The 16,886-nt window shown below is 29.2% G+C and carries 15 protein-coding genes; 14 read left to right on the forward strand and 1 reads right to left on the reverse strand.

Annotation, left to right across the window (positions count from 1 at the left end):
* Window positions 1-55 precede the first annotated feature (55 nt).
* The 3 genes from COC46_RS01895 to COC46_RS01905 all read left to right on the forward strand — a co-directional run bounded on the left by COC46_RS01895 (window position 56) and on the right by COC46_RS01905 (window position 4,467).
* On the forward strand, window positions 56-1,858 hold the full coding sequence (locus tag COC46_RS01895) for a sensor histidine kinase (protein WP_176545027.1): 1,803 nt from the start codon (window positions 56-58) through the stop codon (window positions 1,856-1,858).
* A 3-nt stretch (window positions 1,859-1,861) separates the two neighbouring features.
* Window positions 1,862-3,415 (forward strand): response regulator transcription factor, encoded by a 1,554-nt coding sequence (locus COC46_RS01900; RefSeq protein WP_098808085.1) that lies wholly within the window; start codon window positions 1,862-1,864, stop codon window positions 3,413-3,415.
* An 89-nt stretch (window positions 3,416-3,504) separates the two neighbouring features.
* Window positions 3,505-4,467: a phosphotransferase enzyme family protein gene (locus tag COC46_RS01905; RefSeq protein ID WP_098808086.1), complete on the forward strand. Its 963-nt coding sequence runs from the start codon at window positions 3,505-3,507 to the stop codon at window positions 4,465-4,467.
* Between the two features lie 933 nt (window positions 4,468-5,400).
* On the opposite strand, the gene COC46_RS01915 is transcribed toward COC46_RS01905, so the two are convergent.
* Window positions 5,401-5,547 carry a BH0509 family protein gene (locus COC46_RS01915; protein WP_098808088.1) on the reverse strand — a complete coding sequence of 49 codons (147 nt, stop codon included), beginning with the start codon at window positions 5,545-5,547 and terminating at the stop codon, window positions 5,401-5,403.
* 757 nt (window positions 5,548-6,304) lie between these two features.
* Here COC46_RS01915 and COC46_RS01920 point away from each other — a divergent pair.
* The 11 genes from COC46_RS01920 (at window position 6,305) to COC46_RS01970 (ending at window position 16,884) form a co-directional block, all read left to right on the forward strand.
* Window positions 6,305-7,033: a YveK family protein gene (locus COC46_RS01920; protein WP_098808089.1), complete on the forward strand. Its 729-nt coding sequence runs from the start codon at window positions 6,305-6,307 to the stop codon at window positions 7,031-7,033.
* Window position 7,034: 1 nt separating this feature from the next.
* On the forward strand, window positions 7,035-7,730 hold the full coding sequence (locus tag COC46_RS01925; RefSeq protein WP_098808090.1) for a CpsD/CapB family tyrosine-protein kinase: 696 nt from the start codon (window positions 7,035-7,037) through the stop codon (window positions 7,728-7,730).
* On the forward strand, window positions 7,727-8,500 hold the full coding sequence (locus tag COC46_RS01930; RefSeq protein WP_098808091.1) for a tyrosine-protein phosphatase: 774 nt from the start codon (window positions 7,727-7,729) through the stop codon (window positions 8,498-8,500). Before COC46_RS01925 ends, COC46_RS01930 begins: the two co-directional genes overlap by 4 nt.
* 342 nt (window positions 8,501-8,842) lie before the next feature.
* Window positions 8,843-9,724 carry a UTP--glucose-1-phosphate uridylyltransferase GalU gene (galU, locus tag COC46_RS01935; protein WP_098808092.1) on the forward strand — a complete coding sequence of 294 codons (882 nt, stop codon included), beginning with the start codon at window positions 8,843-8,845 and terminating at the stop codon, window positions 9,722-9,724.
* A gap of 25 nt (window positions 9,725-9,749) precedes the next feature.
* Window positions 9,750-10,439, forward strand: coding sequence for a sugar transferase (locus COC46_RS01940; RefSeq protein ID WP_369700005.1), 690 nt, complete (start codon window positions 9,750-9,752; stop codon window positions 10,437-10,439).
* Window positions 10,440-10,489: 50 nt separating this feature from the next.
* On the forward strand, window positions 10,490-11,311 hold the full coding sequence (locus COC46_RS01945) for a glycosyltransferase (protein WP_098808093.1): 822 nt from the start codon (window positions 10,490-10,492) through the stop codon (window positions 11,309-11,311).
* Window positions 11,312-11,320: 9 nt separating this feature from the next.
* On the forward strand, window positions 11,321-12,577 hold the full coding sequence (locus COC46_RS01950) for an O-antigen ligase family protein (RefSeq protein WP_098808094.1): 1,257 nt from the start codon (window positions 11,321-11,323) through the stop codon (window positions 12,575-12,577).
* A gap of 15 nt (window positions 12,578-12,592) precedes the next feature.
* Window positions 12,593-13,732 (forward strand): glycosyltransferase, encoded by a 1,140-nt coding sequence (locus COC46_RS01955; protein WP_098808095.1) that lies wholly within the window; start codon window positions 12,593-12,595, stop codon window positions 13,730-13,732.
* The gene (locus tag COC46_RS01960) at window positions 13,704-14,774 is read left to right on the forward strand and encodes a glycosyltransferase family 4 protein (protein WP_098808096.1); all 1,071 of its coding nucleotides are present in this window, start codon (window positions 13,704-13,706) and stop codon (window positions 14,772-14,774) included. The genes COC46_RS01955 and COC46_RS01960 overlap by 29 nt, the downstream gene beginning before the upstream one ends.
* Before the next feature lie 17 nt (window positions 14,775-14,791).
* The gene (locus COC46_RS01965; protein ID WP_098808097.1) at window positions 14,792-15,769 is read left to right on the forward strand and encodes a GDP-mannose 4,6-dehydratase; all 978 of its coding nucleotides are present in this window, start codon (window positions 14,792-14,794) and stop codon (window positions 15,767-15,769) included.
* A gap of 155 nt (window positions 15,770-15,924) precedes the next feature.
* A complete protein-coding gene (locus COC46_RS01970; RefSeq protein WP_098808098.1) occupies window positions 15,925-16,884 on the forward strand; it encodes a glycosyltransferase family protein in 960 nt (319 codons plus the stop codon).
* The last annotated feature ends 2 nt before the right edge of the window (window positions 16,885-16,886 follow it).

The following is a 16,886-nucleotide window of genomic DNA, read 5'->3' on the forward strand; positions in this document are numbered from 1 at the left end:
CTTTCTGATAAACTAGATAATAGAAAGTGCAAACGTTTCCGCAAAGGATGTTATGATGAAAAATAGTATTAGAAGTAAGTTGATTACCTTATTATTAATCGCTACGATTATTCCATTTGGATTATCGATTATCGCAAATTATTTTTATACGAAGAACACGGTTACGAAGGAATTTGTTAATACAAATTACGATTTATTAAAACGTAGTGGGAATGATTTGTTGAATTATTATAATGAGATTTACGGTATTCCATTGTCCATTTATAGTAATCGACCGTTTTTGTCTGTGTTAGAGAATGGTGCCACTGAGTATATTGAACAAAATTCTGCTGAAATTCAGCGTAGTTTATTAGGGCTTTATTTTTCGAGGAGAGAGATTGAGCAGCTGCATTTATTTTTAGCGAAGGGTAGGGATGATTACACCGTTTACAATGCAAAGGTAAGTAGCCGAGGGAAGTTGTACAATTTCAATCAGATTCCCACGTATCGAAATTTAAGTTATTCGAGGGATTCGTATTATGTACAACCTACGCATCCGATTCAAAATTATAATGATTTATCTGATTTTCGAATCGAGCCAGTTAAGCAGGTAGTATCATTTCATTATTTTTTAAATAATGTCACTACTGACCAGTGGTTAGGTTTTTTATCGATTGATATTGAATTAAGTAGAATAAAAGAGATTTTCGATCGTATTTATAAAAAAGGTGAGGAACATCTTTTTGTTGTTGGAGATGGCAATGTTGTTCTGTATTCATCTGAAAAAAATCTGATTGGTAAAAAGCTAGAAACAAAGTGGTATAAAAAAATTAGCACAGACAAATCAGGTGAAACGAGCTTTGAATGGAAGGACAAGGACTTTAGTGGTGTGTATGTGTACGACAAAGTAAAAAGCAAGCATCAACAATGGACAATTATTAAAAGTATTCCTTATAAGAATCTCTATTATAATTCTACTCAATTAGTGAAAATTACGGTTACTTTAGGCGCAATTTCAGTGCTATTAGTCATCATTTTAACGATTATTGTTTCCTTTAGATTTACGCGGCCAATTCGAATCTTAATTCGGGACATGCAACGAATCGAGCAAGGTGAGCTTGCTGTTTCGTTTGATACGTTAGGAAATGATGAATTTGGTCAATTAGGGAAGCATTTTACTTCAATGGTCGATACGTTAAATGATTTATATATTAAAGAGTACAAGCTTCAAATCGAAAATAAAACGAATCAATTAAAAGTACTTCAGTCTCAAGTTAATCCGCATTTTTTATATAATGCCTTGCAGTCAATCGGAACTCTTTCATTAAAAAATGATGGCATTAAAGTGTATCGATTAATTATGTCGCTTTCAAAAATCATGCGATATAGCATGAAAAATAATGAGGATTTTGTAACGCTGAAGGATGAATTAAACCATATAAAAGATTATTTATCGCTCCAAAACGAGCGGTATGATGGTAAATTTGTATATAACCTAGAAGTGGATGAAGAGTTAAACAAAGTAAAAATGCCGAAAATGATTTTACAACCAATCGTAGAAAATTTCTTTAAACACGGTTTTGAAAAGAAGCAGATACTAGGTGAATTAAATATTTCGATTCATAGACAACTAGATCATCGACTAAAAATAGTCATAGCTGATAATGGTGAAGGTGTAACGGAAGAGGAATTAGAATCCATCAATTCATCTCTATCAGAAGGTGGACTAAATACGAATGAGAGTATCGGTTTAAAAAATATTTCTGACCGCATTCAATTCTATTATGGGAAAAAAGCGCAAGTGAAAATTGAAAGTGTGAAGTATGAAAACTTTGTTGTAACGATTATCATACCGATTGAACGACAAGAGGGGAAATAAATCATGAAGGTTCTACTAATAGATGACGAAAAACATGTTAGAGAAGGGGTAAAACTTCTCGCAGATTGGGATGCAATTGGTGTTACTGAAATATTAGAAGCAGAAAATGGTGCAATCGCTCAAGAAATCATTAGAAAGGAAAGACCGACGATCGTATTTACCGATTTAATGATGCCAGAGTTAGATGGAAGAGGATTATTGAAGTGGCTCCATTCTGAAAATATTAATTGTAAAGTAATCGTTGTAACGGGCTATGATGACTACCACTATATGAGAGAAGCCATCCAGTTCGGCGCATCGGATTATTTATTGAAGCCAATCGATCCGGATATTTTAAATGAAACTTTACGAAAAGTAGTGTCAGATTGGAATGAAAAAGAAAAAGAGAGATTAGATGCATTAAATGATTTCCGTTTGCTTCAAGAAGTTTTACCTGTGTATAGAGACAAACAATTAACAAGTGCCATTTACGGTAAAGAATTTACTCCGAACTTTTTAACACAATTAGGTTATGAAGAAGGACAAACTTTACATGTATCTTTACTAAAATTAAGAAATTTAGAGACTTTCCAAGACATTTGGCCGGAAGATTTATGCTTTTTTGCGCTACTAAATATCGTAAATGAAGTTCTTCAAAAGCAAAATGAAGGAATTGCATTTCGAAATCTACAAGGTACGAAAGAGATTTGTTTGCTTTATTGGGGAGATCAAGTGACTGATTGTACCCAACAGATTACTAAAATTTTATCAACAGTTGTGCCATTCCCGTTTCATTTTGCAAACAGTCGAAAGGTAACAGTTGAATCAATCCCATCCGGATACGAAGAAGCTGTAAATGTGCTACAGCATGTAAATATTTTAGAAAAGCGAGATTTACCTGTCTATTCTTATAAAGATATAAAAGAGTATAATCCGATTAATCTTGTAGAAATCATTAACCTATTTGAACAAATGGTTGAGAAGCAGGATATATATATTTACGATGAAGTCATTCAACGTTTTAGTAAACGAATTACACAGCAAAAGTATCTTCCTTATGCACAATTACTTTCATTGCATCAGGAATTTCTAATTTTCTTTAATCACTGGATTAATAAGCTTTCACTTCAAACAATTCAGGAAGTGAACATAGAACAGTTCTGGAATGCGAAAGGGCATTTCAAAATAGGTGATTATATCGCTACACAAAGGGAACGAGTACAAGCAATCATAAAAGAAAAAAATCAAACGAACCAAGAGCTTAATAGCATTGAAGCAATCGCAAATTATATTCAGTTAAACTACGCTGAAGAAATCTCACTTCAAGAGTTCTCAGAGAAATTTTACTTAAGCCGTGAATATATTTCACGTAAATTTAAACAAATTTATGGAGTTAATATATCAGATTATATCGTTTCCATTCGAATCGAAAAAGCGAAAGAATTACTAAAATTTCCTAATTTGAAAATCTATGAAATAGCTGGAAAAATCGGCTATCAGGATGACAAATACTTCCGAAAAGTGTTTAAAAAGATCGTAGGCATGACTCCAAACGAATACCGTAATTTGAATGAGTAAAATGATTTAGTAAAAAAGTTGCAGGAATTCCCGTGAGACTGGGGAATAAGTAATTAGTTACTCATTCTATGTTTTCGGGGGATTAACATATGGAACAAGCTGTTGAAAGAGTTTTTACGAAAGAAATATTAAATCATGCAGCATCACAATTTGGCATCACAGTAGAAGAAAAACCAGTTGGAGAATTCGAGAATTATCTTTTTAAAGGCAAACTGGCAGACGGGACGGATCGAATTTTACGATTAACCCACTCATCTCATCGTTCAAAAGAAGAAATTGAGGCAGAGCTTCAGTTTTTACAATATGCTAGAGAAAACGGAGCAAATGCAGCAGGTTCTTTAACTTCATTAAATGGTAATTTAGTCGAAGTCCAAAACGCGAGCGATGGAACAAGCTTTTACGCATCAATGTTTGAATGGGCAGACGGGCAATTAGTAGACCGTACAAACCCAGCCGTGTGGAATGATGATCTAATGTACACATGGGGTAAAACAATCGGCAAGCTTCATGCGCTAACAGTTAATTATCCTATAACGAATCGTGAGCATTGGGACGAAGAAGCTTATTTAAATGAAATGCTAGCTGACAAAGAGCTTGGCCCAAATACGAAAGAATTAATTGAAGAAATACAAAGCTATGAAAGAAAAAAAGATTCATACGGATTAATCCATAGTGATCTACATCTTCATAATTTCTTCGTAAATGAAAAAGGTGAAATCACGGCCTTTGATTTCGATGATCTACAATATAATTACTTCATTTCAGATATCGCAATCGTCTTATATTATACGGCTTGGGGTAGCAAAGCATCACTTGAAGAAAAATCTAACTTCGCAAAAAGACAGCTAGAAATCTTTAGAAAAGGTTATGAAACCGAGTATGTATTAGACGAAGTATGGTATAGCCGAATTCCTGCGTTTTTAAAATGTCGTGATATTACGCTTTATCATGTATTGAATATGAAGTATGAGGAGAAAACTCAGAGGGTTATTGAGCTTTGTGAAGAGTTGAAAGAGAGAATTGTGAATAAGAGGACGATTATTGAACTTTAGAATGCCGCGATTTATTCGTCGGCATTTTTTTGTTTGTGAGATGCCTTCAAAGACTATGAGTGGCTTAATTAATGGCAAAAGTGGCTCAAATAATAGTCAAAGTGGCTTAATTAGCGGCAAAAGCGGATTAAATAACCGTAAGAGTGTGCTTAAAACAGTAAAATCCCTAATTAATATCATCATTTAACAATAAAAAGGTATGATTCAAATACGAATCGTACCTTTTTTTATATTTAAATTTGGGGTGGGCAGATTATTTGTGTACAGCTTCTTCTATTATATTAATGTTGCTCTCATATTTATCATCTTGTAACGGGTAGAGTAAATAAACTCAATAAGTACTAATTTTATTGATAATTAGTAATACAGAAAATAGTACAGATGCATTTGAAATGTCACAATTAGTATGTACTACAACAAATCTGAATATTAAAAATGAACTACTTTTTAGTGCAGTATGTAATCACAAATTACATTAAAAGTAAATTTGCCCATACTCCACAAGAACTATGAAATTAAATAAAATGGGTGAATAAATGAATATTTGAAAGATTTTAAGAGGAAAAACACCTAATAAAAATGTGTTATTTATTATACATTCATCAAATATTAATAAAAATCCTTATGTACCAGTCTTTTTACAGCTATTTACTACTAAAAAAAATTTTCCCAACCTCATAAGTTATTTTAAAAAATCAAGAAATAGAACAAAATTTTTCGTTCTTAATCGGGTAAAACAAGTTTTTTGTGTTAAGATTTCTTAGTGAAATCAGTATAAAAGTATGGTTGTGTATGAATGAATATGTCATTTGTACTATGTTTTTACAATTATTTTCCATATGCGGATTTTATTTTCCCAATAATCAAAAGACCTAAATTAGACTATAGTAAATTTAGGTCTTTTTGTGTTGATATTAATTGTATAATGAAAGTTTATTCAGAATGATGTATTAAATATGTGTATGTTGAATTATAAATATGCTCAAGATCAGCGTCTGTCATAAAAACAAGCTCAGCCTTAGAAAGACCTTTTATTAATTCTAAAAAATGAATCATGTTTTTTCTTTCTTCTCTACTCATCAACGAACACTCCTTAAAATAATTTTTTGATTCTGTATTAATACAGTATATTTTGTTATTAGTTATTATATAACAGATATTATAAAATGTGCTACATTTTTTTACTAGTTTGTTTAAGAATGTGCTTTTGTCATATAAAATTATTATTTTCATTGGCAGAAGTAAAATCCAGATTATGTATTTGTTGGCAAAAGATATGAAGAACTCACTGCTGTAGCTTGATTCTTACAATCTTGTCAGAAAATAATCATTAAATCGTAAGTAGTGGCTCTGCAACTTATATGGTTTAATAAAAATTGTGGTATTAAAAGTGATCTAGGAAATAGGGGAAATTTCGATGCTACTCTCCATTTATGAAAAAAATGGGGGGATTTATGGTTTTTTCATTACAATAACGTTACAAACGTTACTTTAATTGGATTAATTGTTATTATAGGAAAAATAAGGAATAAATTTATTTTATGACAATGATATCAATTGAATTGTAAAGGAATTAGTCTTACACATTTGGACATCTTTTGTCGAATTATGAAAAGTACAAAAGAAAAAAGTAGTATTTATGGGTCCCTTGTACTATGGAATTTTAGGTTTCTAGTTGTGATTTACCTGAAAGATGTATAAAATATGAATGTTTTTGTTATATTAATAGGTTAGTAGTGTTATAATATCAAACATGATTGAATTTCATGAACGAAAAAATATCGTAATAATAGAAAAGTAATATTAATGTAAATGCATTCTTAATGGAGGTTAAAAAATGGAAGAAACAATTAGTTTACAGGAATTATTCGGCGTTATTAAAAAGCGTCTTAAGATGATTATAAGTATTACAGTTTTAGCGGCAGTAGTTGCTGGTGTCATTAGTTATTTAGTTTTAACACCTATTTATCAATCATCAACTCAGCTATTAGTCAATCAAAAGGAAACAAAGGATTCTTCGATCTATCAGAATAATCAGGTGCAAACAAATGTTCAATTGATAAATACGTACAATGTCATTATTAAGAGTCCAGCTATTTTAGATGAAGTTATTAATCGATTAAATTTAAATGATTCTGTTGCAGAGTTGACTAAAAATATTACAGTTGGTAGTGAAACGAATTCGCAAGTATTCACTGTTTCAGTTCAAAATCCTAATCCTGAGCAAGCGCAAGCGATTGCAAATACGATTGCAGTTGTTTTCCAGAAAAAAATTAAAACAATTATGAGTATAGATAATGTGACAATACTTACAAAAGCAGAGTTAAGTGAAAATCCAAGTCCGATTAAACCAAATCCAAAACTAAATATTGCGATTGGACTTGTTGTAGGATTAATGCTTTCTGTTGGTATTGCGTTCTTACTTGAATTTTTAGATAACACTATTAAAACAGAAAAGCAACTGGAAGAATTATTAGAATTACCGATTTTAGGTGTTATTTCTGAAGTATCAAAAGGAAATGTGACTCCGAAACTTAAAAAATTTAAACTGGGAAAGGGTGCGTAAAATGTCTAAAAGGACTGCTAAAGAAAAATTACAAAGATTTCTTATTACATTAACAAACCCTAAATCACCATTTGCGGAACAATATCGAACAGTCCGTACGAACATACAATTTTCTTCAATTGATAAAAAAATAAAGTCAATTTTAGTGACATCTTCTGAACCATCTGAAGGTAAAACAACGACGATTGCGAATTTAGCGGTGACTTATGCTCAGCAAGGGAAAAAAGTGCTTTTAGTAGATGCAGATTTACGAAAACCGCAATTACATGCAGATTTTAAATTAGAGAATTTCAAAGGTTTAACAACCGCAGTTGCACAAGAAAAGTCATTAAAGGATGTAATACAAAAAACTCCAACTGACAATCTTACAGTTCTAACATCAGGTCCTATTCCGCCGAATCCATCTGAACTACTATCTTCAGAAAAGATGAAGAGTTTGATCGAACAGATGTATGAACAATATGATGTGATTCTTATAGATGCTCCTCCATTATTAGCAGTTACTGATGCTCAAATAATTTCACAAGTCTGTGATGGGACGATTTTAGTTGTACGTAGAGGATACACGGCAAAAGAAAAAATTAAAAAAGCAAAAGAATTATTAACACTAGTAAACGCAAATATTCTAGGTGTCGTATTAAATCGAGCGGAACAGGATAAAGACGGTTATTACGATTATTATGGTATTGAAAAATGATTGATCTTCACTGTCATATTTTACCTGGCCTAGATGACGGTCCAATTACAATGGAAGATAGTATTAATATGGCTCGAGCTGCCGTGGACAATGGTATTCATACAATAGTTGCATCACCTCATCATCAGAATGGACGTTACAATACGGACAGAAAAAAGATATTAGAAAAAGTTGAAGAGCTAAATCATGTAATAAAACACCTTGAACTACCTTTAACAATTCTACCCGGACAAGAAGTAAGGCTATATGGGGATTTAATTCAAGATTATGAGCTGAATCAAATTGTTTCAATTAATGATGGAAGACGCTATTTACTATGCGAGCTTCCGTCATCTCGTATTCCAAATTTCACAAATAGGTTATTTTATGAAATGCAAGCAAATCGAATTACGCCGATTCTTGTACATCCTGAAAGAAACAAAGTTCTTATTAACGAACCAGACATCCTTTTCGACTATGTCCAAAAAGGTATATTAACTCAAATTACTGCTTCATCTATAACAGGTAAATTCGGTAAAAAAATTCAGAAGTTTACCTTTAAATGTATTGAAGCGAATTGGGTACATACAATTGCATCAGATGCTCACAATACGAAAAATCGAAATTTTGAGTTAATAGATGCGTATGAGATCGTTCGAGAAAAATTTGGAGTAGAAACTGAATTCCTTTTAAGAGAAAATGCTCAATCGATTGTAAACGGAAATATTCTTTATCCAGAACAACCTCTTAAATTAAAACAAAATATTTTGAGTCGTTTACTAGGTATCTAATAAAAGATAGGTGATATCTCCTTACCGTTATCAATGGAGGTACTCGGCTATACTGTGGTAGATGATTAAGTCAATGTTTTCTCCATTCAGCAGTATGTTAATGGACCTCAAGAAAGAACTCAAATTTATTAGGCCATGCATATTACGTAAGGAAAGCATTATTTTTACAATTGTCTGCTTAGACGCTAGTCGTCAGAGGTATAGTGTGAGGAGGGGTTAGATGCCCTAAATTATATTTGATTTTAAAGAAAATAGAGTTGCTTTTTGTGTATTTGTTCACATGAATATAGAAATAGAAACTTTATTATTTTATATGGGAGAAAAAATGGAGGGACTTTTATAATGAAAAAAGTAAAAAAAGCAATTATACCAGCTGCAGGGTTAGGAACACGTTTTTTACCTGCAACAAAAGCAATGCCAAAAGAAATGCTACCAATCGTAGACAAACCAACAATTCAATACATCGTTGAAGAAGCAATTGAATCAGGAATTGAAGATATCATTATCGTAACAGGTAAAGGAAAACGTGCAATTGAAGATCATTTTGATTATTCATTTGAGCTAGAACACAATTTATTAGAAAAAGAAAAATATGCACTTTTAGAACAAGTAAAAGCGCCATCTAATATTGACATTCATTATATACGACAAAAAGAACCAAAGGGATTAGGCCATGCAGTATGGTGTGCACGTAATTTTATCGGCAACGAACCATTTGCAGTATTACTTGGTGATGACATTGTCGAAGCAGAAAAACCTGGCTTAAAGCAATTGATTGAACAATATGACAATACATATTCTTCAGTAATTGGTGTACAAACTGTGCCAGAGGAAGAAACACACCGTTATGGAATTGTTGAACCGCTTATGCAAGAGGGTAAAAGATACGAAGTAAAAAACTTTGTTGAAAAGCCAGCGCCTGGTACAGCGCCTTCTAATTTAGCAATCATGGGTCGCTATGTATTTACACCTGAAATCTTTATGTACCTAGAAGAGCAGTCAATTGGTGCAGGTGGAGAAATTCAACTTACGGATGCGATTCAAAAATTAAATTCAATCCAACGTGTGTTTGCATATGACTTTGAAGGGAAACGTCATGATGTTGGTGAGAAATTAGGGTTTATTAAAACGACGGTTGAGTTTGCTTTAAAACATGAAGACTTAAAGTATGACCTATTGGAATTTATGGAAGTCATTCTGAATAATCAAAAAATAAAACAATAAGAGAAGCGGGGTTATTCGTTTGCAATTGAATAGAGAAGTTTCAAAGGTTAATCTAAATCAAGATTTCTCTGTAATTCAAAATACAGAAAGGTCTAATAATAAGAAATACCTAATTGTGAAAAGGTTAATGGATTTTTTCGGTGCTTTATGTGGAATCATTTTGTTTTTACCAGTTTTTTTAGTAATTGCTGTTATTATTAAATTAGAAGATAGAAAAGGACCTGCAATTTTTAAACAAAAAAGAGTAGGTCAAAATGGTAAAGTTTTTCATATATATAAGTTTCGCTCTATGGTAACTGGTGCAGAAAATAAATTGAAATCCAATAAAGAGTTGTATAAGAAATATTTATTAAATAACTACAAGCTAGAACCACATGAGGATCCTCGTATTACTAAGATTGGAGGGTTTCTGAGAAAAACTAGCTTAGATGAAATTCCTCAGTTTATTAATATACTCAAAGGTGAAATGAGTCTAGTTGGTCCAAGACCAGTAGTTCAAGAGGAATTAAGAGAGTATGGAATAAAGACTAGTGAATTTTTATCCGTAAAGCCAGGTGCAACAGGTTTTTGGCAGATAAGTGGTAGAAGCGATGTGGGATATCCTGAGAGAGTAGACTTAGAACTTTACTATGTATATAATCAATCCTTAAAATTTGATATTCAAATATTAATTTTAACAGTCATAAAAGTTATCCGTGGAGTGGGAGCTTATTAAAATTCAAAAGAAATTCAAAAAAATTAAGAACGTATAAAAAGGGGGATATTATGCCTAAAGTAAGTGTTCTAATGAGTGTATATAATTCAAATATTAACCTTCTAGATAGAGCCCTACTTGGAATTGAAAGGCAAACATTTAAAGATTTTGAAGTTGTACTAGTTAATGATGATCCTCAAAATAAAAAATTAAAGGAATATCTTAAGAAAAAATCTGAAAATGTTAATTTCAAATTAAGGATACTAGAAAATGAAATAAATAGTGGTCTTATTTATTCTTTGAACAAAGGATTAAAATTATGTGAAGGTGAGTTTATTGCAAGGGCTGATGATGATGATTTTTCTTATCGTGAAAGATTAGCAAAACAGGTAGAATACTTAGAAAGAAATCCAAAGATTGCTGCAGTTGGAACCTGGGTCAAAATAGTTAATAATAATAACGAAAGTAATACTATAAGAAGATATCCAGTATTAAAAGATATACCAAAAATCATTCCTATTCGATGTCCTATACAACACTCGTTTTTGATGGTACGAAAAGGTGTAATAATTAGTAATGGTGGATATGAATATGAGTATCCATTAGCAGAAGATTATGCGCTTTTCTTAAAATTAAGAGTACTGGGTTATGAATTAGATAATATACAGGAAGTACTTGGAGAGTATAAATTTACTATTTTAGATGCTAATAAAAGATCAAGTATATGTAGAAAGAGTGTTCTTAAAGCAAAATGGAAATTTTTTAAGAAAGATGAACCTTTTCAATCATTAAAAGGGTTAATTTTTGCATCATTGTGGTGGATAATTCCACAGGACATCGTGAATCATATTTATTCTAAAGAAATAAATAAATCAATTATTTTTAGTAAGTAGGAGTTTCGAATGAATCTGACAAGATACAATATGAAATCGTTAATTTTACTAATAACAATTCTATTTGGGATATTAAGGGGATACTTTTTTTTTTCAAGCAAATATTTCTATTTTTTCCTAATAATTTTAGGGTTAATTGGTATACTATTTTTTTTAAAAAGGATTAAAAATATAGATTTTTTTATGATCTATTTCTCGTTTGTTATATTTTTTTCGAGTTTCGTAACAGGGAGTTTAGATGCTGATTATTATATAAAGATTATGATAATGGTTTCTGGTTATTTCTCAGCTTATTATTTTTATTCCTTTAAAGTTAGGACTAAAAATGAATCATTATATAAACCTTTTTTATATCTTGGATTTATACTATCTATTTTAGGTTTATATGAGTATGTTTTAAATGATTTAATTTTTAAAGAATTTATTAAATCAGGTTATACGATGTTTCTATCTGAAAAAGCTTACGAATCTTATAGAATTAGGAGTTTTTTTTATCATCCAATTATATATGGTAATTTTTTAGTTATTACTATGTGTATAAATTTACTCATGAATAAACATAGACTTTCTTTTATATTTTTAAATATTTTATTATGTGTAAATATTGTTATGACACAATCTAGAAGTTCCTGGATTGCTCTTATTGTTGTTCTTTTAGCTTATAAAATTAGAAATAGAGTATTCAAAAATGAAATAATAAGAAATAAATTAAATATAAATAAATATTTATTAGTTGGTTTATATGTCCTTTTATCTGTAATTATTACATTATTTTTGTGGGTATATATACAAAAAATTATTGAAATTTATCAATTTATTATAGATAGAATTTATGACTTACAAACTTCTTACGGTTCAATTTCTTATTTACAAAGAACATTTGCTATATCTTTTATATTAGATAATTTTGTAAATAACACAGAATTTCCTCAAATGATATTTGGTCATGGAATCGGATCAAGTGGGGTATTTATTTCAGCTCAATTAAATTCTTATATTTCTGGATTTGTAACTACTGATAATACTTACCTTGATATATTATATGATCTAGGTTTAGTGGGTATATGTTTTACTATTTATACTCTAATACGTTTTACAAAGTACTTTTTTAGCAACAAACCAAGTACTTTTTTTATTTGTAATTATCTGATTTTCCTTTCGATATATGTGGCAATGTTTTTTTATTCAGTATTAGGCTGGGATATAATATTGTACTTCTTTTTCTTAAGTGCGTCATTAATGCAGATAGAAATAAAAAATAAATAAAACTGGTGAATTTAAATGATAAATATATTGTATTTAGTTTCAACTCTTAGAAGAACAGGTCCAACAAATCAGTTGTTAAATATAGTTTCAAATCTAGACAAAACAAAGTTTAATCCAGTAATCGTAACTTTAAGTCCTGAACCAGAAGATACTTTATATAGTTTATTTTTGGAACAAGGATTGAAAATTGAGAGTTTAAATTTATCAAGAAAAAAATTTCTTACCCATTCATATCCAAGCTTCAAAAAAATATTAAATAAATTTAATCCTCATATTATTCATTCTTCAGGAGAGAGAGCAGATTTGTTGGGATATATTTGTGCTCTTAAGAATAAAAATCTTTTCCATATTACAACTTTAAGAAATTATCCATATGAAGATTTTGTTGGGAATTATGGAATAAAAGGATGGGTAATTGCAAAAATCTATCTAAATTTAATAAATAGAATTGAACATAGAATTACATGTTCAAATAGTTTAAAGGAAATATACCTAGAAAGAGAAAATATTATTACTACATCAATACAAAATTCAGTTAGTACGAAAAGATATTACTTGATTAATGATGAAGATAAGAAGAATCTAAGAACTAAATTGGGATTTAATAATCAAGATTTTATTTTTATTAATACTGGCGGACTGCTGCTTAGAAAGGATCCAAAAACTACTATCGAAGCTTTTCTGAAAAAATTTTCAAACAATAATAATTATAAATTGTTACTTTTAGGTGAGGGTCAATTAATAAATTTGAAAGATGAGTATAAAGAGAAAAATAATGTACTTTTCCTTGGAAAAAAGAGTAATATTCATGAGTATTTACAAATTTCAGATGTATTCGTTTCAAGTAGTTCATCTGAGGGCTTACCTAATGCGGTATTAGAGGCAATGTCAACAGGGTTACCATGTATTCTTTCTGACATTCCTCAGCATAGAGAGACTTTTGGTGAGGGTAAGTTTGGTAAATTTCATAAATTGTATGATACGGATGATTTATCTGAAAAATTATCTTCTATATCTTTAGAAATAATTGAGAAAGAAAATATTAGAGAATATATAATTAAAAATTTTAGTTCCGAATCTATGAGTGAAAAATATCAAAATTTCTACATGAAAGTGATGTTGAAAAATGAAAAAATTAGATGTTTTAATAATTAGCCATGAATTTCCACCCCAAATTGGAGGTGTTGGTTCAATGGCGAAGTATTTATTTGAAATATTGATAAATCAAAAGAATATTAATGTTAATCTAATTACTAGAAAACATAAAAGTATTACAGAGTTAACCAATATTACAAGAATTAGTTATATTCCAAAGTTATTTTTTTTACCATATTATTTTCACTTGAAAAAAATAGATTTAGATAAATACAACTACATTATTTTAAATGGTTTTCCATCAACAATAATTGGTTCGTTATGTATACCTCGATCTCTATGGGCTAAATGTATTGTTTATATACATGGAACTGAATTAGAAAACTTTAACAGTAAAAATGAGCTAATAAAACGAAGTTTTTATAAAAATTATTTTTCAATATTAAGAAAAAGCAAGTATGTTGTTTTTTGTAGTGAGTTTTTAATGAATAAATTTACAAAAAAAAATATATACGGCAATTTTATATGTATACCTAATTTTATAGACCATAAAAAATTTTATAAAAAGTATCAAACAGGTTATGAAGATAAAATATTACTTTCGGTCGGAAGAATTATTAAAGAAAAAGGTTACTCACTAATGTTGGATGATTTTAAAGAGCTACGTGATAAGAAATTTAATTATAAATGGTGGATAATTGGTGATGGGCCTTATAAGCAAGAATTGCAAAAAAAGATTAAGGAATTTAATTTATCAGATGATATTATTTTTTTAGGAAATGTACCTAATGAGAAGTTGATAAACTATTACTCAAAAGCTTCTATTTACTGGTCTTATAGTCAATTTGAATCATTTGGATTAACTTTTTTAGAGGCAAATGCATGTGGAATCCCATTCCTAGCGAAAGATATAGAAGGTATAAAACATTTCAGAATTGATAATGTAAATAGTTATTATAGAGAAAATTATAAATTATTGAGTGATTTTATTACCTATTATGAAAGTAGAAAAAAAGTAGATATAGATGAAATAATTAAATCTTCTTTAAGATTTAATAAAGATAATTTTCAAAAGAAATGGCTTAATTTGCTATCAAAATAAAGATTGGGTGAGAATGTTTGAATATTTTAGTAACAGGCGGCGCAGGGTTTATAGGTTCACATTTATGCGATTTTTTAGTAGAACGAGGTGATAAAGTACTTAATATAGATAATTTTAATAACTATTATGATGTTAAAATTAAGAAAAATAATGTATTGCATAACTTAGATAAGCCTAACTATAAACTTATTGAAACAGATATTTTAAATTTAAATACAATGGATAGTATTTTTAAAGATCATAAAATAGATATAGTGATTCATCTAGCAGCTATGGCGGGAGTTCGACCTTCAATTGATAATCCATTATTATATGAGGAAGTAAATGTAAAGGGGACCACTCATTTACTAGAATTGTGCAAAAAATATGGAGTGAAAAAGTTTATTTGTGCTTCTTCATCATCAGTTTATGGTAATAATAAAACCGTTCCTTTTAGAGAAACAGATACTGTTGACAATTCAATTTCCCCTTATGCAGCAACAAAAAAATCATGTGAAATAATGGGGCATGTATACCATCATTTATATAAAATAGATATTATGATGTTAAGATTTTTCACAGTGTATGGGCCAAGACAAAGACCAGATTTGGCTATTCACAAATTTACTAATTTAATAAAAAATGGTAAAGAAATACCGTTCTATGGAAATGGAGAAACTCAAAGAGATTATACTTATATAGATGATATTATTGAAGGGATTATAAAATCTATTGACTTTATAATAAATCATAATGATATTTATGAGATTTTAAATTTAGGTGAGTCACAAACAATTTCTTTATTGCAAATGGTTAATACTATTGAAAAAGAGCTAGGCATTGAAGCGAAATTAAATAGATTACCTTTACAACCAGGTGATGTAGAGAAAACTTTTGCAGATATAACAAAAGCAAAAGAACTTATTGGCTATAATCCAACTGTAAGTTTTAATGAAGGAATTAGAAAATTTATTGCTTGGTATTTAAATAGAAAAAATATAACAAATGGGCTCTAAAGTAGTTTAAACAATTAAACAATCTTATTTTTTGATCTAAAAACAAACACTTTAAAAATTCTTTGAAGATAATCACTACATTTTATTTAATAATATTGGATTATATCTGAAATAAGTATTAGTTTAATATGAAATTTTTCTAAGAGGTATTAATAATGAATGCATTCTGTTTCATAATTATTGACTATTATTCTTTTGAACGAACTTGTGAATATTTAAAACATTTAGATAACTATTTTGATAATAATTTTTTAATAAAGGCAGTTGTAATAGATAATTCTAATAACAAAAAAAATTTTATCAATCTTATTAGAGCACTGGAAAATAATTTTGCGAAATCCAAAAAGTTAAATACTAATAATTATTTTATTAAAACTAAAAATATTGAAGTTATTATGGTAGATCCAGAGGAAAATCTAGGTTATGCCAAAGGGAATAATTATGGTGCCAAAGTTGCTGAAGAACACTTTGAATTTGATTATTATATTTTTTCTAATAATGATATTGTAATTAAGAATCTAGATTTAACTAAAATTAAAGTATATTTTAAAAATAATATTCATACTGCTATCCTTGGAATAAAACAATTAGATTTAAAAGGTGTGAACCAAAATCCAAGGAAAAACACAAATATTTGGAGAAAATTAATTATACCAAATCTATTTAATTTATTTTTAAATGCAAGACTAACAAATAGAATTATTAATGACAAATATAGTTTAGATTCTTTAGACACTATGCCTATTGAGGTTGATTGGGTATCTGGTGCTTTTTTTATTGTTAGAAAAGAAGTATTTAATATGGTTAATGGGTTTGACCAAAATACATTTCTTTTTGCTGAAGAACCTATTATTTGTGATAAAGTTAGGAAATTTAAACAAAAAGTTGTATATTTTCCATATTCAGAAATATTACATGAACACGGGGGGACGACTAAAAAACAATCAAGCATACTAATTGAGAATATTAATTTTAACTCACATTATTATTATTTTAAAGAGTATGTTAAGTCAAATACATTTGAACTAATTATTGCAAAAATTTCCTATAAAATATATGTTAATTTATTTCGCCCTATAAAATTATTAATTAAGAAAATATTGTCTTTGAGGTAATT

Source organism: Bacillus sp. AFS041924 (assembly GCF_002577195.1).
GTDB lineage: Bacteria > Bacillota > Bacilli > Bacillales > Bacillaceae_G > Gottfriedia.